This window comes from Pseudomonas brenneri, assembly GCF_007858285.1.
Lineage (GTDB): Bacteria > Pseudomonadota > Gammaproteobacteria > Pseudomonadales > Pseudomonadaceae > Aquipseudomonas > Aquipseudomonas brenneri.
Genome location: NZ_VFIL01000002.1, coordinates 619033 through 634759, shown reverse-complemented (window position 1 = coordinate 634759; position 15727 = coordinate 619033). Strand labels below are relative to the sequence as shown.

Annotated in this window: 20 protein-coding genes; 11 read left to right on the top strand and 9 right to left on the bottom strand. The window is 60.8% G+C overall.

The window, feature by feature from the left end; all coding sequences use genetic code 11:
• The first annotated feature begins 47 nt into the window (after positions 1-47).
• The gene (locus FJD34_RS06195) at positions 48-1502 is read left to right on the top strand and encodes a TrkH family potassium uptake protein (RefSeq protein ID WP_032862544.1); all 1455 of its coding nucleotides are present in this window, start codon (positions 48-50) and stop codon (positions 1500-1502) included.
• Here FJD34_RS06195 and FJD34_RS06190 read toward each other — a convergent pair.
• Entirely contained in the window at positions 1459-2520 is a 1062-nt protein-coding gene (locus tag FJD34_RS06190) for an AraC family transcriptional regulator (protein WP_082445657.1), read from the bottom strand. The genes FJD34_RS06195 and FJD34_RS06190 overlap by 44 nt on opposite strands.
• A gap of 172 nt (positions 2521-2692) precedes the next feature.
• Here FJD34_RS06190 and FJD34_RS06185 point away from each other — a divergent pair, with 172 nt between their 5' ends.
• From FJD34_RS06185 to FJD34_RS06170, 5 genes are all read left to right on the top strand, one after another.
• The gene (locus FJD34_RS06185; protein ID WP_032862542.1) at positions 2693-3004 is read left to right on the top strand and encodes a DUF962 domain-containing protein; all 312 of its coding nucleotides are present in this window, start codon (positions 2693-2695) and stop codon (positions 3002-3004) included.
• Between the two features lie 29 nt (positions 3005-3033).
• The gene (locus FJD34_RS06180) at positions 3034-3624 is read left to right on the top strand and encodes an HD domain-containing protein (protein WP_032862541.1); all 591 of its coding nucleotides are present in this window, start codon (positions 3034-3036) and stop codon (positions 3622-3624) included.
• A 151-nt stretch (positions 3625-3775) separates the two neighbouring features.
• Entirely contained in the window at positions 3776-3904 is a 129-nt protein-coding gene (locus tag FJD34_RS28620) for a hypothetical protein (protein ID WP_262975313.1), read from the top strand.
• Between the two features lie 74 nt (positions 3905-3978).
• A complete protein-coding gene (locus FJD34_RS06175; RefSeq protein ID WP_032862540.1) occupies positions 3979-4158 on the top strand; it encodes a hypothetical protein in 180 nt (59 codons plus the stop codon).
• 105 nt (positions 4159-4263) lie between these two features.
• The gene (locus tag FJD34_RS06170; RefSeq protein ID WP_090291811.1) at positions 4264-5463 is read left to right on the top strand and encodes an MFS transporter; all 1200 of its coding nucleotides are present in this window, start codon (positions 4264-4266) and stop codon (positions 5461-5463) included.
• On the opposite strand, the gene arfB is transcribed toward FJD34_RS06170, so the two are convergent.
• The 8 genes from arfB to FJD34_RS06125 all read right to left on the bottom strand — a co-directional run bounded on the left by arfB (position 5460) and on the right by FJD34_RS06125 (position 12917).
• Positions 5460-5873 carry an alternative ribosome rescue aminoacyl-tRNA hydrolase ArfB gene (arfB, locus tag FJD34_RS06165; protein ID WP_032862538.1) on the bottom strand — a complete coding sequence of 138 codons (414 nt, stop codon included), beginning with the start codon at positions 5871-5873 and terminating at the stop codon, positions 5460-5462. The genes FJD34_RS06170 and arfB overlap by 4 nt on opposite strands.
• 57 nt (positions 5874-5930) lie before the next feature.
• Positions 5931-7352 carry an amino acid permease gene (locus tag FJD34_RS06160; protein WP_032862537.1) on the bottom strand — a complete coding sequence of 474 codons (1422 nt, stop codon included), beginning with the start codon at positions 7350-7352 and terminating at the stop codon, positions 5931-5933.
• A gap of 599 nt (positions 7353-7951) precedes the next feature.
• Positions 7952-9190, bottom strand: coding sequence for a 23S rRNA pseudouridine(2605) synthase RluB (gene rluB, locus FJD34_RS06150; RefSeq protein ID WP_029296351.1), 1239 nt, complete (start codon positions 9188-9190; stop codon positions 7952-7954).
• A gap of 144 nt (positions 9191-9334) precedes the next feature.
• Complete coding sequence (locus FJD34_RS06145) at positions 9335-9526, bottom strand: DUF1289 domain-containing protein (protein ID WP_090291813.1); 192 nt, start codon at positions 9524-9526, stop codon at positions 9335-9337.
• A gap of 126 nt (positions 9527-9652) precedes the next feature.
• Positions 9653-10579 carry an SMC-Scp complex subunit ScpB gene (scpB, locus tag FJD34_RS06140; protein WP_032862535.1) on the bottom strand — a complete coding sequence of 309 codons (927 nt, stop codon included), beginning with the start codon at positions 10577-10579 and terminating at the stop codon, positions 9653-9655.
• A gap of 12 nt (positions 10580-10591) precedes the next feature.
• Positions 10592-11290, bottom strand: a complete 699-nt coding sequence (locus FJD34_RS06135; protein ID WP_169851199.1) for a segregation and condensation protein A — start codon at positions 11288-11290, stop codon at positions 10592-10594.
• Positions 11291-11410: 120 nt separating this feature from the next.
• Complete coding sequence (locus FJD34_RS06130) at positions 11411-12040, bottom strand: L-threonylcarbamoyladenylate synthase (RefSeq protein WP_032862533.1); 630 nt, start codon at positions 12038-12040, stop codon at positions 11411-11413.
• Between the two features lie 13 nt (positions 12041-12053).
• Positions 12054-12917, bottom strand: coding sequence for a PHP domain-containing protein (locus tag FJD34_RS06125; RefSeq protein ID WP_032862532.1), 864 nt, complete (start codon positions 12915-12917; stop codon positions 12054-12056).
• Positions 12918-13004: 87 nt separating this feature from the next.
• Between FJD34_RS06125 and FJD34_RS06120 the strand changes: the two genes are divergently transcribed.
• From FJD34_RS06120 to FJD34_RS06100, 5 genes are all read left to right on the top strand, one after another.
• Positions 13005-13601: a septation protein A gene (locus tag FJD34_RS06120; RefSeq protein WP_090291816.1), complete on the top strand. Its 597-nt coding sequence runs from the start codon at positions 13005-13007 to the stop codon at positions 13599-13601.
• 1 nt (position 13602) lies between these two features.
• Complete coding sequence (locus FJD34_RS06115; RefSeq protein ID WP_065944014.1) at positions 13603-13902, top strand: YciI family protein; 300 nt, start codon at positions 13603-13605, stop codon at positions 13900-13902.
• Positions 13903-14008: 106 nt separating this feature from the next.
• Positions 14009-14416 (top strand): translation initiation factor 2, encoded by a 408-nt coding sequence (locus FJD34_RS06110; RefSeq protein ID WP_032862529.1) that lies wholly within the window; start codon positions 14009-14011, stop codon positions 14414-14416.
• Positions 14417-14423: 7 nt separating this feature from the next.
• Positions 14424-15101, top strand: a complete 678-nt coding sequence (locus FJD34_RS06105) for a response regulator transcription factor (RefSeq protein ID WP_032862528.1) — start codon at positions 14424-14426, stop codon at positions 15099-15101.
• 162 nt (positions 15102-15263) lie between these two features.
• A complete protein-coding gene (locus tag FJD34_RS06100) occupies positions 15264-15725 on the top strand; it encodes an LTXXQ domain protein (protein ID WP_032862527.1) in 462 nt (153 codons plus the stop codon).
• Positions 15726-15727 lie beyond the last annotated feature (2 nt).

Genomic DNA, 15727 nt, shown 5'->3' with positions numbered 1-15727 from the left:
GCACCGTAGGTAGAATGGCGCCTCCAACTGTCACCCGAGCGCAATTCATGGCAATGCCGACCCTGCGGATCATTGGTTTCATCATCGGCATCTTCCTGATTACCCTCGCGGTCGCCATGGTCGTGCCCATGGCCACCCTGGTGTTTTTCGAGCGCACCAGCGACCTGCCGTCCTTTCTCTGGGCCAGCATGATCACCTTTATCGCAGGCCTGGCCCTGGTGATTCCCGGGCGCCCGGAGCAGGTCCAACTACGCCCCCGGGACATGTACCTGCTGACCGTCAGCAGTTGGGTGGTGGTATGTATCTTTGCCGCGCTGCCGTTTTTGCTGACCCAGCACATCAGCTATACCGACTCGTTCTTTGAAAGCATGTCTGGCATCACCGCCACTGGCGCCACCGTGCTCAGTGGCCTGGACACCATGTCGCCGGGGATCCTGATGTGGCGCTCGATGCTGCACTGGCTCGGCGGCATCGGTTTTATCGGCATGGCGGTAGCGATCCTGCCGCTGCTGCGCATCGGTGGCATGCGCCTGTTCCAGACCGAATCCTCGGACCGCTCCGAAAAAGTCATGCCCCGCTCGCATATGGTGGCGCGGCTGATCGTGGCGGCCTATGTCGGTATCACCATCCTCGGCAGCCTGGGGTTCTGGTGGGCCGGCATGGGCCTGTTCGACGCGATCAACCACGCGATGTCGGCCATTTCCACGGGCGGCTTCTCCACCTCCGATGAGTCCCTGGCCCACTGGAAACAACCGGCGGTGCACTGGGTGGCGGTGGTGGTGATGATCCTGGGCAGCCTGCCGTTTGCCTTGTATGTCGCCACGTTGCGCGGCAACCGCAAGGCACTGATCAGGGACCAACAGGTGCAGGGCCTGCTCGCAATGCTACTGGTGACCTGGATCGTGCTCGGCACCTGGTACTGGTGGACCACCGACCTGCATTGGCTGGACGCCTTGCGCCATGTGGCGCTGAACGTCACGTCCGTGGTCACCACCACCGGCTTCGCCCTCGGCGACTACAGCCTGTGGGGCAATTTCTCACTGATGCTGTTCTTCTACCTGGGTTTTGTCGGCGGTTGCTCGGGCTCCACTGCGGGCGGGATCAAGATCTTCCGCTTCCAGGTCGCCTATATCCTGCTCAAGGCCAACTTGAATCAGTTAATTCACCCACGGGCGGTGATCAAGCAGAAATACAACGGCCATCGCCTGGACGAAGAGATCGTGCGGTCGATCCTGACGTTCTCGTTCTTCTTTGCCATTACCATCTGCATGATCGCCCTGGCCCTGTCCCTGCTGGGCGTGGACTGGATGACCGCCTTGACCGGCGCCGCCAGTACCGTATCCGGAGTGGGTCCGGGGCTGGGCGAGACCATCGGCCCGGCCGGTAACTTCGCCACCCTGCCGGATGCCGCCAAGTGGATCCTGTCCCTGGGCATGCTGCTGGGTCGGTTGGAGATCATCACGGTGTTTGTGCTGTGTATTCCGGCGTTCTGGCGGCACTGACACTCGCCGACGTCTCCAGCAACCGCGCCCGGTACTCGCCGGGCGTGGCATCGAACCAGCGACGAAAGGCGCGGAAGAAGTTGCTCGGGTCGGCAAACCCCAGCAAATAGGCAATTTCCAGCAGGGTCATGCTCGGCTGCGCCAAATACTGTTCAGCCAGTTCGCGACGGGTGTCGTCGAGCAAGGCCTGGAAGCTGGTGCCCTCCTCCTGCAAGCGTCGCTGCAGCGTGCGCTGGGACAGGTGCAACGTCTGCGCCACCACCTCACGCTTGGGTTCGCCCTGGGGCAACAGCCGGCACAATACCTGGCGGGCCTTGTGGGTCACCCGGCTCTCGGAAAACCGCGCCAGGTATTCCCCGGCAAACCGATCATGTAGCAGCGCCATCGCCTCATTGGCCGTGGGCAACGGCGCTTCCATATCCGCTCGCTCGAAAATCAGCGCGTCATACGGCGCGTTGAACACCAATGGCGCATGAAAGGCCTGCTTATAGGGTTCCAGATCCACTGGCTGATCGCCCTGCACCAACACCTTGCGCGGCTGCAACGTGCGCCCGGTCAGCCAGCCACATAACGCCAGGGCACATGCCAGCGAAGCCTCGGCGCTTTGCCGGGTGGGTGGCAGGTGATCGCCGTGTACCGTGAGGATCAACGCATAGCCTTCGGGCAACAGGCGAAAGCTCAAGTCAGCGCTTTCGGCAATGATCCGCTGGTAGCGCACCAGCCGGGCGAACCCTTCGGCCAGGGTGCTGCTGGACATCAAGGCATAACCCGCCACATGAAACGATGCCGGGCGCACCACCTTGCCCATATTCAGGCCGATGGCCGGATTGCCCGACACCTCCACCGCCCGCTGCCAGAGCCGGGTCATGGAGTCCTGGGGGAAACGCGCATCGGGGTCATCCAGGGCGCTGTAATCCAGGCCCAGCTGTTTGAACAGGCTGCGGCAATCCAGGCCTTCGAGCTCCAGCGCCTTGACTATCCCCATCGCCCAACTTGCAGAAGTCGTTCGTTCGTTCATGGCGTTTTCTTGCACGCGTTGTATGAAGGGACGGCTAAAACGGCAGCCAGGAACCCAAGGATACTAAAGTGGCGTCTATTGTCACTGGCCCTTGCCAGTGATGACTCTAGACTCAAATAAGCTCCCCGCCGAACATCCGTCGGGTACAACAAAAACCAGAGGGCCGGCTACCGTGGAAAATATCAGACAATTCAATAGCTTCGCCGAGTTCTACCCGTATTACCTGAGCGAGCACGGCAACAGTACCTGCCGGCGCCTGCATTTTATCGGCACCAGCCTGGTGATTTTTATTCTCGCGTTCGCCATCGGCAAGGGCGCCTGGTGGCTGCTGTGGGTACTGCCGGTGGCCGGCTACAGCTTTGCCTGGGTCGGGCACTTCTTCTTTGAGAAGAACCGTCCGGCAACTTTCCAGCATCCGTTCTACAGCCTGCTGGGGGATTTCGTCATGTACCGCGACATGATTCTGGGCAAGGTACCGTTCTAACTCCCCCAAAAACAATAAGAGACGCGCCGATGAACCAGCAGGCCCGCTTCACTCATATGCAGGACGGCACCCAGGAAGACTGGGCAATCATCGCCGCCGATTTCAGTGCCTACGCCCGACAACTGCCCGGGCGCATCCTGGCGCACCTGCGGCTTTTGGAGGGCGACTTCGGCGGTTTCCCGGTGGACCGCCTGACCCATTCCCTGCAAACCGCCAGCCGCGCCTGGCACGATGGCCGCGACGAAGAATATGTGGTCTGCGCACTGCTCCATGACATTGGTGACACCCTGGGCTCCTACAATCACCCGGACATTGCCGCCGCGATCCTCAAACCGTTCGTCAGCCCACAGAACCTGTGGATGGTGGAAAAGCACGGGATTTTCCAGGGGTACTATTTCTTTCATCACCTGGGCATGGATCGCCATCTGCGCGAACAATTTGGCGAACACCCGCAGTATGAGCAAACCATCGAGTTCTGCGCCCTGTATGACGCAGCTGCCTTCGACCCGGCCTACGACACCCTGCCCCTGAGCTTTTTCGAACCGATGCTGGCCCGGGTCTTTGCCCAGCCCAGGAACTCGATCTACAAGGCCGCCATGGCGCGCCAGGCCAGCGTGTGACCTCTTGTCACTTGTGTGTTGCAGAGGAAGGTTGGTGGATTTGGCGAGATAAAAGTCTTTTTGTCATTTGCAGTGCTGTATCCTGCCCAGGCTTTGTAAAAAGCGTGGCACATCTGCAATCCCACAACAGACCTTGCGAGGAGCGACGACGATGCACGAGATTCCCAATCTCCCCTTCCCAAGCCTGCACGAGACCGAGCAGCCAACCCCACAACAGGCCGGCAGCGATAAACAAGCGCCAGCACAAGCAGCACCGGTCGACAGCGATAGCGAAGACTGACCGCAGCACCCAGACCGTGTGGAAAGCGTGACATTGCGCGCTTTCCACACCGCCTGAATCAAGAGACACGCAACATGCCTGACACCCCCAAGCATTCCCCCGATGAAGCGATACTCGGCGCCGCCCTGCAAATGGTCGATGTGTGGAGCCGCCTCAGCCCGGAAAAACAGGCGCTGCTGCTCAAGCGCTTTGGCACCCAGGAAAACGCCCTGGCAGCCCTAGTGACCACCCGGATGCTCAACCCTGAAACATAACGGCTACAGAGTTTGTGCGGGGTTGTGTTTTGCCTCCCTGCGCAGCGCAAAGCACCGGTATCATAAGCAGCCTATCTTTTCCTGCCGCGACGGTGGATCTTTCCCATGCCAGATACCCAGCGCCCCATGGCGGTCACGCTGCAAGTCGTCTCCATCGTGCTGTTCACCTTTATCGGCTACCTGAATATCGGCATTCCCCTGGCCGTACTGCCGGGCTATGTCCACAGCGACCTGGGCTTTGGCGCCGTGATCGCGGGCCTGGTGATCAGCGTGCAGTACCTGGCCACCCTGTTGAGCCGCCCGTATGCCGGACGCATCATCGATAACCGTGGCAGCAAGCGTGCAGTGATGTACGGCCTGGCCGGCTGCGGCTTGAGCGGGGTATTCATGCTGGTATCCGCCGCATTGACCCATCTGCCGGCCTTGAGCCTGACCAGCCTGTTGATTGGCCGTCTGGTCCTGGGCAGTGCCGAAAGCCTGGTGGGCTCGGGCTCCATTGGCTGGGGCATCGGCCGGGTCGGCGCGGCGAATACCGTCAAGGTCATCTCCTGGAACGGTATCGCCAGCTACGGTGCCCTGGCGATTGGCGCACCGCTGGGGGTGCTGCTGGTCAGCCGGCTTGGGCTGTGGAGCATGGGCGCCAGCATCATTGTACTGGCGGTGCTGGGCCTGCTGCTGGCCTGGCCGAAAGTCGCGGCGCCCATCGTGGCGGGCGAACGCCTGCCCTTCATGCATGTGCTGGGCCGCGTACTGCCCCACGGCTGCGGGTTGGCCCTGGGCTCCATCGGCTTTGGCACCATCGCCACATTTATCACCCTGTATTACGCGACCCAGAACTGGGACAACGCCGTGCTGTGCCTGAGCCTGTTCGGCGCCAGCTTTATCGGCGCGCGCTTGCTGTTTGGTAATTTGATCAACCGGATTGGTGGCTTTCGCGTGGCAATTGCCTGCCTGTCGGTGGAAACCCTCGGCCTGCTGCTGTTGTGGCTGGCACCGAATGCCGAGCTGGCCCTGGCGGGCGCGGCCTTGAGCGGTTTCGGGTTTTCCCTGGTGTTTCCGGCGCTGGGGGTCGAAGCGGTCAACCTGGTACCCGCCTCCAGCCGTGGCGCGGCGGTGGGTGCCTACTCGCTGTTTATCGACTTGTCCCTAGGCATCACCGGGCCACTGGCCGGGGCGATTGCGGCGGGTTTCGGCTTTGCCTCGATCTTTTTGTTTGCCGCGCTGGCCGCCTTCGCCGGGCTGCTGTTGAGCCTGTACCTGTATCGCCAGACCCCCAAATACCGCGACGAACGTAACGCCGGCTAAAAATCCACCTTGCCGCGCCCGGCCTTGATGCTGCCGCGCTTGGTCTTGGATTCCAGGCGACGCTTTTTCGAGCCCAGGGTGGGTTTGGTCGGGCGGCGTTTTTTCTCGACCTTGGTCGCGCTGAGGATCAACTCCACCAGGCGCTCCAGGGCATCGGCACGATTCTGTTCCTGGGTCCGGTATTGCTGGGCCTTGAGGATCAGCACGCCTTCGCTGGTGATACGGCTGTCGCGCAGCGCCAGCAGCCGCTCCTTGTAGAACGGCGGCAGTGACGAGGCCGGAATATCGAAGCGCAAATGCACCGCGCTGGAGACCTTGTTGACGTTCTGCCCGCCAGCGCCCTGGGCACGGATGGCCGTCAACTCGATTTCGGCATCGGGCAGGTGCACATTATTGGAGATCACCAACATGGAAAGCAGGTCCGTTGACACCTGCAGGAGCCGGCTTACCGGCTCCTGCAGGGTGGGCTAGTTGTTGAGCGAGGATACCGCACTCAGGTTTTCCCGAGCCTTGCGCTTATTCTTGAAAAAATAGCAGACCCACATGAACGCCAGCCATACCGGGATCGCATACACCGACTTCTGAATCCCCGGCGTCATCAGCATGATCGCCAGGATAAACACCACGAACGCCAGGCACACATAGTTGCCGTAGGGATACCACAGCGCCTTGAACAAGGGCACCTGGCCCGTGCGGTTCATGTGCTGGCGGAACTTGAAGTGCGAGAAGCTGATCATCGCCCAGTTGATCACCAGCGTGGCCACCACCAGGGACATCAGCAGTTGCAGTGCGTGTTGCGGCATCCAGTAGTTCATCAGCACCGCCACCAGGGTGACTGCTGCCGAGGCCAGGATCGAGCGCACAGGTACGCCGCGCTTGTCGATCTTCGCCAATGCCGCCGGCGCATCGCCCTGCTCGGCCATGCCCAGCAGCATGCGGCTGTTGCAGTAAGTACCGCTGTTGTACACCGACAGCGCCGCCGTCAACACCACAAAGTTGAGGATATGCGCGGCGGTGTTGCTGCCCAGCATCGAGAACACCTGCACGAACGGGCTACCGCTGTAGGCATCGCCGGACGCGTTGAGTGTCGCCAGGAGGCTGTCCCACGGGGTCAGCGACAACAGCACCACCAGGGCGCCAATGTAGAAAATCAGGATGCGGTAGATCACCTGATTGATCGCCTTGGGAATCACAGTGCGTGGCTGGTCTGCTTCAGCGGCGGTGAAACCGAGCATCTCCAGGCCACCGAAGGAGAACATGATGATCGCCATGGCCATCACCAGCCCACCGACGCCATGGGGGAAGAACCCGCCGTGTTCCCACAGGTTGCTCACCGAAGCCTGTGGCCCGCCGCTGCCGCTGACCAGCAGATAGCTGCCCAGGGCGATCATGCCGACAATCGCCACCACCTTGATAATCGCAAACCAGAACTCAGCCTCGCCAAACACTTTGACGTTGGCCAGGTTGATCACATTGATCAGCACGAAAAATGCCGCCGCCGAGACCCAGGTCGGAATCTCCGGCCACCAGTAATGCACGTATTTGCCGACAGCCGTCAGCTCCGACATGCCCACCAGGATATAGAGGATCCAGCAGTTCCAGCCCGACAGGAAACCGGCGAAACCGCCCCAGTACTTGTGGGCAAAATGGCTGAAGGATCCGGCCACCGGCTCTTCGACGATCATTTCGCCCAGTTGGCGCATGATCATGAAGGCGATAAAGCCGCAGATGGCATAGCCCAGGATCATCGACGGGCCGGCTGACTTCAGCACCCCCGCCGAGCCCAGGAACAGGCCGGTACCGATCGCGCCACCGAGGGCGATCAATTGAATATGACGATTTTTCAGGCCGCGCTTCAGTTCACCTGAAGGCGAGTTGGTTGCACTCATGAAAAGGGTCTCACGCAAGGTTTGATGATGTTGATTGCACGATGCTGCTTTGAAACCTGCTCAAGCAGCGCCGATCAAACCCCAGCGCAGGCACCAGGAGTTCAGCGTCTTTCTTACGGTCATGCGTCACCTGTTTGTTTTTATCTGTGACGAAATCGAACCCGTCCGGCTTATGGCCAGGCGGAGTTAACAAGGCGGGTCAGCCTTGAGGTTGGCCTTTTGCGTGGGTACGCAAGGGGGGTCACAGTAAAACGCGGCGCATTGTACACCGCTCGATTGGTTAGGGAGCCTTGCCGGGGAGATTGTTGACCGATCGGAAAGTTTTCTTTACAGATAAAAACCCACGAGACCAAGACAGGCATAGGCTCAGGCCCTCCGTAAAATAATTGTTACAGCGCGGAAGACATTCATGACGACCGGGCTTGCCATCATCTGTAGGAGCAAGCTTGCTCGCGAGAAACGCCCAGGCACTGCGTTCATTCTGGATAACCACGACAGCTCTGATTTTTTCGCGAGCAAGCTCGCGCCTACACAAAATCCGGCGCAAAAAAAACGCCAACCCGAAGGTTGGCGCTTTTTCTTACAGCTTGCCGCAGCCCTTAAGGCTTCTTGCGACCAAAGCCCGGACGCTGCCCGGAACCTGCCGGCGCACCACGGCGCTTGCCCGACGGCTCGTCAGCCACCAGTTTGAGCCCTGGACGCTTTTTCGGCGCTGGCTTGGCTGGGCGCTTGGCGCCTTCGGCTGGACGATCGGTCTGCGGCGCCCCACGGCCTGCATCGCCACGGTTGCTGCGACCGCCCGTTGGCGCTTCGCCACGGCCGGCTGGACGCGGAGTACGCGGCGCACGCTCGCCATCCTGGCGAGCCGGAGCCGATGGACGACGATCGCCCTCGATCTGCGGCTGACGGGAAATGCGACCGCCAGTAGCCGGTGCATCCAGGGCCGGGCGCAAGGTCCGGGCAACGCGTTCGGTGCGTGCCACTGGGCGCGACGATTTACGCTGCATACGCTCCAGCTTGTCCTTGCTCTTGGCATTCATCTGCGGCATGGCCACAGGCGTCAGGCCCACTTCGGCACTGAGGATGTCGACTTCGTACTGGCTCATTTCGCGCCAGCGACCCATCGGCAGGTCAGAGTTGAGGAACACCGGGCCGAAACGCACGCGCTTCAGACGGCTGACCACCAGACCCTGGGATTCCCACAGGCGACGTACTTCACGGTTACGCCCTTCCATCACCACGCAGTGGTACCAGTGGTTGAAACCTTCGCCACCAGGCGCCTGCTTGATGTCGGTGAACTTGGCCGGGCCGTCTTCCAGCACGACGCCGGCCTTGAGGCGCTCGATCATCTCGTCATCGACTTCACCACGTACACGCACGGCGTATTCACGGTCCATCTCGTAGGACGGGTGCATCAGGCGGTTGGCCAGTTCACCGTCGGTGGTAAACATCAGCAAGCCGGTGGTGTTGATGTCCAGGCGGCCGATATTGATCCAACGGCCTTCTTTAGGCTTGGGCATCTTGTCGAACACGGTTGGACGGCCTTCCGGGTCGTCACGGGTGCAGATCTCGCCGTCGGGCTTGTTGTACATGATCACGCGGCGCACTGATTCGGCGGCCTCTTCACGCTTGATGACCTTGCCATCAATGGTGATCGCGTCATGCAGGTCGACGCGCTGACCAAGGGTGGCCTCGACGCCGTTGACCTTGATGCGCTTCTGGGTGATCCAGGCTTCCACGTCGCGGCGCGAGCCGACGCCGATACGGGCGAGGACTTTTTGCAGTTTCTCGCCTGCTGGGCCGATTTCCTGGCTGTCGTTCTGGTCTTGGTCTTTCATCTTAAGCACCTCCCGGTGTGTCGATTCAGGCGTGGCCTGAAGAGTATTCAAATCTGGGTCTTGGGCGAACGCATCGCCAAAGGGTCGCGAATCATACGCTCATGGCGCGCATTGCGCATCAGAGACTAGCCGATATGTGCCCAGTCATTTGCTTTTCCGCCGACCGGTGGCGCCGAGGGCAATCAGCCGTAGCTGGGATTCGGCCAATACCGCGCGCTTGTCGACTTTGTCGAGCTTCTTCCAGGCCCGGATCTCGCGCTTGCTGCGCCCGCAGCCGACGCAGATATCGTCGCTGAATTTACAGATGTTGATGCAGGGGTCTTTGGTGGAGTTCATCACTACCTCACTGCACAGGGCTTTTCTGTGGGAGCTGGCTTGCCTGCGATAGCATCAGCATGGTCTGCCTGAAGTACCGAGTTGCCTGTATCGCAGGCAAGCCAGCTCCTACAAGGGTGGGACAGGTCAGTCTTCGAATTCGCGACGTTCGTTTTCGATGGCTTCGGCCAGTGCCCGGGCTTCGGCCTCTTCATCGCTCAACTCGGGCTGTTCCAGGGCGGCGACGGCTGCCAGCAGTTTTTCGCGGGCGGCCGCAACGCCGAGGATGTCTTCCTCAGGCTCAGGTTCGACCTCCGGCGCCGTTTCAACGTTCACCGGCGTCTCAGGCTCTGCTGCCCCATCGCGTAGCAAGTCATCAAAGTCGGTCTTGATCCCCTGCTCCATATCATCCAGCTCCAACAGCAGCGTATGGAAACTGGTCTCGTCCTTCGGCTCTTGCGGCTCGGCGCTGGCATCAGCCAGTTCCTGCAAGCCAGCCGGCACCGGCGCGTCGTCGAAGTCGAGCACCGGCTCAGCCTCGATCTCGCGCAGTTCGGCCAGCGGCGGCAGGTCGTCGAGGTTCTTCAGGTTGAAATGATCGAGAAACACCTTGGTGGTGGCAAACATCGCCGGTTTGCCGGGCACGTCGCGGTAGCCGACGATGCGGATCCACTCGCGCTCCAACAGCGTCTTGACGATATGGCTGTTGACCGCCACGCCGCGCACGTCTTCGATCTCGCCACGGGTGATGGGTTGGCGGTAGGCAATCAGCGCCATGGTCTCCAGCATCGCCCGGGAGTAACGTTGCGGGCGCTCTTCCCACAGGCGCCCGACCCACGGCGAAAACTTTTCGCGGATTTGTAGGCGGTAGCCCGAGGCGACCTCGCGCAATTCAAAGGCACGGCCTTCGCAGGATTTGCGCAGGATTTCCAGGGCCTTCTTGAACACCGGCGGTTCCGGGCGCTCAGCCTCTTCAAACAGTTCGAACAGGCGTTCCAACGATTGCGGCTTGCCCGAGGCCAAGAGGAAGGCTTCCAACAAAGGCGCCAGTTCGCGGGGTTCAGTCAGATTCATCGATTCAGCTCGTTATTCGGCTCGCGCCCGCACGTGGATAGCCGCAAAAGGCTCATTCTGTACCAACTCGACCAAGGACTCCTTGACCAGTTCAAGGATCGCCATAAAGGTCACCACCACCCCCAGGCGCCCTTCTTCGGCGGTGAACAGCTCGACAAACGGCACAAAACCGCCGCCCTTGAGGCGTTCCAGCACATCACTCATGCGCTCGCGTGTGGACAAGGCTTCGCGGCTGACCTGGTGGCTTTCAAACATATCGCCACGGCGCAGCACCTCGGCCATGGACATCAGCAGCTCTTCCAGACTCACATCCGGTAACAACTTGCGCGCCCGGGCTTCCGGGGCATCGAGCTTGGGCACCACCACGTCACGACCGACACGGCTCAAGCCGTCAATGCCTTCGGCGGCGGCCTTGAAGCGCTCGTATTCCTGCAGGCGGCGGATCAGTTCGGCGCGCGGGTCGTCTTCTTCTGCTTCGATCGTCTCCGAACGCGGCAGCAGCATGCGCGACTTGATCTCCGCCAACATCGCGGCCATCACCAGATACTCGGCAGCCAGTTCCAGACGCACCGACTGCATCAACTCGACATACCCCATGTACTGGCGAGTGATTTCCGCCACCGGGATATCGAGGATATTGATGTTTTGTTTGCGGATCAGGTACAGCAGCAAGTCCAGCGGGCCTTCGAAGGCTTCAAGGAACACTTCCAGGGCATCCGGCGGGATGTACAAATCCAGGGGCATTTCCATGACCGCCTGGCCATAGACCATGGCAAATGGCAGTTCTTGCTGGGCGCCGGCCTGGCTGTCGACGGTTTCCACAGACGACATTCAGGCCTCGACCATAAACGGTGTGGGGTCGCCACAACCGACGCGCACCACCTCAGGCTCGCCGTCGGCCAGGTTGATCACGGTAGACGCCTTGTTGCCGCCATAGCCGCCGTCGATGATCAGGTCGACGTGTTTTTCCAGGAGTTGGCGCATTTCGTAGGGGTCGTACAGCGGCTCGGATTCACCGGGCATAATCAGCGAAACACTCATCAATGGCTCACCCAGTTCCGCCAGCAGTGCCAGGGCAATCGGGTGTTCCGGCACACGCAGGCCGATGGTGCGCTTCTTGGGGTGCAGCAGCAGGCGCGGCACCTCGCGGGTGGCATTGAGGATAAAGGTGTAGGGCCCCGGCGTATGGGCCTTGAGCAGGCGGAAAGTGCCCGTGTCGACCTTGGCGAACAGCCCCAGTTGCGACAGATCGCTGCAAATCAGCGCGAAGTTGTGGTTCTTGTCGAGCTCGCGCAGGCGTCTTACGCGCTCCACGGCATTTTTGTCGCCGATCTGACAACCGATCGCGTAGGAGGAATCCGTTGGGTAGATCACCACACCACCGGCGCGAATGATCTCCACAGCCTGTTTGATCAGCCGCGCTTGCGGGTTTTCCGGGTGAATCTGGAAAAATTGACTCACGTTTTCTACCTGTTCAGACGGTGGCGGTAATGGGGTCATGCTTGAATCGCCCCCACAGGAGCGGCAAGTCTTCCGGGACCGGGCGGTATTCGCCAATCTCCGACCAGCCGCCTGGGCCATGGAAATCACTGCCGGCACTGACCAGCAGACCAAACTCACGGGCAAGAATCGCCAGGCTGCCAACCTGTTCGGCGGGTTGATGCCCATTGACCACTTCGATGGCGTGGCCACCCGCTTGAATATAGTCGCCTATCAGCTTGCGGCGTTTACTGCGGGTGAAATCGTAGTGCCAGGGATGTGCCAGGCTGACCCAGGCTCCTGAAGCGCGCAGGGTGGCCACGGTGTCTTCGAGAGTCGGCCAGTGCAGCTTGACGTCCCCCAGCTTGCCGGCGCCCAGCCATTTGCGAAACGCTTCGGCACGATCCTTGACGAAACCTTCGCGCACCATCCAGTCGGCAAAATGCGGGCGGGCCGGGGCGTTGCCGCTGTCGCCCAGTTCCTGCTGGATCGCACGGGCGCCTTCAAGGGCGTTGGGCATGCCCTTGAGCGCCAGTTTGCGGCTTATTTCTTCGGACCGCAGCCAGCGGCCATCGTGCAACCGGGCGATGGCCTCCACCAGCGGCGGGGCCGTGACGTCGAACCCATAGCCCAACACATGAATGGTCGCACCACCCCAGGTGCAGGACAATTCGACGCCATTGACCAGTTGCATCCCCAGCGCTGTGGCGGCACTACGGGCCTCATCCAGGCCTTCAAGGGTGTCGTGGTCGGTCAACGACAAGACTCGCACGCCTTTTTCAAACGCACGCGCAACCAGTACCGCGGGCGCCAGGGCGCCGTCGGAGGCCGTGCTGTGGCAGTGCAAATCAACATTCACGGAAGTGTGTAACCTCAAGTCAGCTGGCGCTTTCGCTACCAAGGATGTTTGTTATTATGCCGCCACATCCAGCTTCTGGCTCTTACTGTGAAACAATTCATCGACCTCATCCCGCTGTTGCTGTTCTTCATCGTTTTCAAAACTGATCCACGGGTCATCGATATCGGCGGCCATGAGCTGTCGTTCGGCGGCATCTACAGCGCCACGGCGGTACTGATCATCAGCTCCCTGGTGGTCTACGGCGCGATCTTCATCTCCCAGCGCAAGCTGGAAAAAAGCCAATGGCTGACCCTCATCGCCTGCCTGGTCTTCGGCGGCCTGACCCTGGCCTTCCACAGCGAAACCTTCCTTAAATGGAAAGCCCCGGTGGTCAACTGGCTGTTCGCCCTGGCCTTTATCGGCAGCCATTTCATTGGCGACCGCCTGCTGATCAAGCGGATCATGGGCCACGCCTTGAGCTTGCCGGAGCCGATCTGGACCCGCCTGAACATCGCCTGGATCCTGTTTTTCCTGTTCTGCGGCGCGGCCAACCTGTTCGTGGCCTTTACCTTCCAGAGCTACTGGGTCGACTTCAAGGTGTTTGGCAGCCTGGGCATGACCGTGGTGTTCCTGGTTGCCCAGGGCATCTACCTGTCGCGCCACCTGCATGACACCGACCCTACCACGCCAAAAACCGAGGACTGACATGCTCTACGCCATCATTGCCACCGACGTCGCCAACTCCCTGGAAAAACGCCTGGCCGCGCGCCCGGCACACGTGGAACGCCTCAAGGCGCTGCAAGCCGAAGGGCGCATCGTGCTCGCCGGTCCGCACCCGGCGGTCGACAGCAATGATCCGGGCGACGCTGGTTTCACGGGCAGCCTGATCGTCGCCGAGTTCGCCTCCCTGGCCGACGCCCAGGCCTGGGCCAAGGCCGACCCGTATGTGGCGGCCGGTGTGTATGCCGATGTCGTGATCAAGCCGTTCAAACAAGTCCTGCCTTGATCGATGTAGCGCTGAACCTATTGGGTTCGGCGTACTCCTAATCGCTCATTATTCTCGGTAACCTGCCGACAACGTTCTGAATATTCGTGTGGAATCAGGAGTTCCGATGCGCTTAAGTCAGTTGTGTCTGTTGGCAGTGTTAACGATCGGGGCTACGGCCCATGCTGAAGAAACCTCGAACACCGGCAGTTCAACGCCCCTGTCCTTGAGTGCCGGCAGCCAGGTCACCGAGTTGCAGCAACGCTTGAAAGAAAGCGAACGCCTGCGCGAAGAACTGAACAAACAATTGCAAACTGCCGATGCCACCCGCGAGAGTGCGCAGTTGAGCCGGCTGCGCCAGGACAATCAACGCCTGGCCCAGCAACTCAAGGAAGCGCAAGGCGGTGCCCTGCCACGCTGGCTTACCGATCAGCAGCAGTGGTTCGTGATTGGCGCAGGAGTTGCGCTGGTTGCCCTGCTGTGCGGTATCTTCGCCAGTGGCGGGCATCGGCGCCGTCGACAATGGCTAAATTGAGTGAGTCATGAGCGAGCTGTTACTGATAGATGATGACCAGGAGCTCTGTGAGCTGCTGACCAGTTGGTTGAGCCAGGAAGGGTTCCAGGTACGCGCTTGCCATGACGGCGTGAGCGCACGCCAGGCCCTGGCCGAGGCCGCTCCGGCGGCCGTGGTGCTGGACGTGATGCTGCCCGATGGCAGCGGCCTGGAGTTGCTCAAGCAACTGCGCGCCGACCACCCGGAATTGCCGGTGCTGATGCTCTCGGCCCGGGGCGAGCCCCTGGACCGGATCCTCGGCCTGGAACTGGGCGCCGATGATTACCTGGCCAAGCCATGCGATCCACGCGAACTGACCGCCCGCTTGCGCGCAGTCCTGCGCCGCAGTCACCCGACTGCGGTGTCGAGCCAACTGGAACTGGGCGACCTGTGCTTCAGCCCGGTACGGGGTGTCGTCACCATCGACCATCAGGAACTGACCCTCACCCTGTCCGAAAGCCGTCTGTTGGAAGCCTTGCTGCGCCAGCCAGGCGAGCCGCTGGACAAGCAGGAACTGGCGCAGATTGCCCTGGGCCGCAAGCTGACCCTGTATGACCGCAGCCTGGACATGCACGTCAGCAACCTGCGCAAGAAAATCGGCCCGCATGCCGACGGCCGCCCGCGGATCGTCGCACTGCGCAGCCGTGGCTACTACTACAGTCTTTAAGAGCAGCGACAAGTGAAAAGCTCTTAGCTTGCCGCTTGTAGCTCGTAACTTGTAGCTGCCCCTTCCTTACTTAAACTTTACCCTGCGCTGACGGCGGCTGACCTTGATCTTTGTAATCTACTCACATCCGGACTCACCGGAACCGAGACAAGGAGAAACACCATGCGCAAGACCCTTATCGCTTTGATGTTCGCTGCCGCCCTGCCTACCGTCGCCATGGCCATGCCAGAAGGCCAAGGCCCGATGGGCGGTCCAGAAGGCCATATGATGGGCGGCCCGGGCCACGGCGGTGAACACGGCATGCGCGGCAAAGGCGGCCCTTTCAGCCAACTGGACCTGACCCGCGAACAGCGCCAGCAGATCGGCAAATTGATGGGCGAGCAACGCGAAGGTCGCCAGCAACTGGTCAAGAAATACCTGGATAAACTGCCGGCCGCCGAGCAGAAAGCCATGAACGACGAGATGGCCGCCGCCAAACAGAAAACCCAGGCCGACATCCGCGCCCTGCTCAAGCCCGACCAGCAGAAGAAGTTCGACGAAATGGCGAAGAAACGCGCCGAGCGCAAGGCCGAATGGCAGCAGTTCCAGGCCTGGAAAGCGCAACAACCGCAAAAAGCGCAATAATG

Excerpts from the sequence above, each read along its gene's own strand:
- FJD34_RS06195 (WP_032862544.1), top strand. The coding sequence starts at position 48 with ATGGCAATGCCGACCCTGCGGATCATTGGTTTCATCATCGGCATCTTC.
- FJD34_RS06190 (WP_082445657.1), bottom strand. The coding sequence starts at position 2,520 with ATGAACGAACGAACGACTTCTGCAAGTTGGGCGATGGGGATAGTCAAG.
- FJD34_RS06180 (WP_032862541.1), top strand. The coding sequence starts at position 3,034 with ATGAACCAGCAGGCCCGCTTCACTCATATGCAGGACGGCACCCAGGAA.
- FJD34_RS28620 (WP_262975313.1), top strand. The coding sequence starts at position 3,776 with ATGCACGAGATTCCCAATCTCCCCTTCCCAAGCCTGCACGAGACCGAG.
- FJD34_RS06175 (WP_032862540.1), top strand. The coding sequence starts at position 3,979 with ATGCCTGACACCCCCAAGCATTCCCCCGATGAAGCGATACTCGGCGCC.
- FJD34_RS06170 (WP_090291811.1), top strand. The coding sequence starts at position 4,264 with ATGCCAGATACCCAGCGCCCCATGGCGGTCACGCTGCAAGTCGTCTCC.
- arfB (WP_032862538.1), bottom strand. The coding sequence starts at position 5,873 with ATGTTGGTGATCTCCAATAATGTGCACCTGCCCGATGCCGAAATCGAG.
- FJD34_RS06160 (WP_032862537.1), bottom strand. The coding sequence starts at position 7,352 with ATGAGTGCAACCAACTCGCCTTCAGGTGAACTGAAGCGCGGCCTGAAA.
- rluB (WP_029296351.1), bottom strand. The coding sequence starts at position 9,190 with ATGAAAGACCAAGACCAGAACGACAGCCAGGAAATCGGCCCAGCAGGC.
- FJD34_RS06145 (WP_090291813.1), bottom strand. The coding sequence starts at position 9,526 with ATGAACTCCACCAAAGACCCCTGCATCAACATCTGTAAATTCAGCGAC.
- scpB (WP_032862535.1), bottom strand. The coding sequence starts at position 10,579 with ATGAATCTGACTGAACCCCGCGAACTGGCGCCTTTGTTGGAAGCCTTC.
- FJD34_RS06115 (WP_065944014.1), top strand. The coding sequence starts at position 13,603 with ATGCTCTACGCCATCATTGCCACCGACGTCGCCAACTCCCTGGAAAAA.
- FJD34_RS06110 (WP_032862529.1), top strand. The coding sequence starts at position 14,009 with ATGCGCTTAAGTCAGTTGTGTCTGTTGGCAGTGTTAACGATCGGGGCT.
- FJD34_RS06105 (WP_032862528.1), top strand. The coding sequence starts at position 14,424 with ATGAGCGAGCTGTTACTGATAGATGATGACCAGGAGCTCTGTGAGCTG.
- FJD34_RS06100 (WP_032862527.1), top strand. The coding sequence starts at position 15,264 with ATGCGCAAGACCCTTATCGCTTTGATGTTCGCTGCCGCCCTGCCTACC.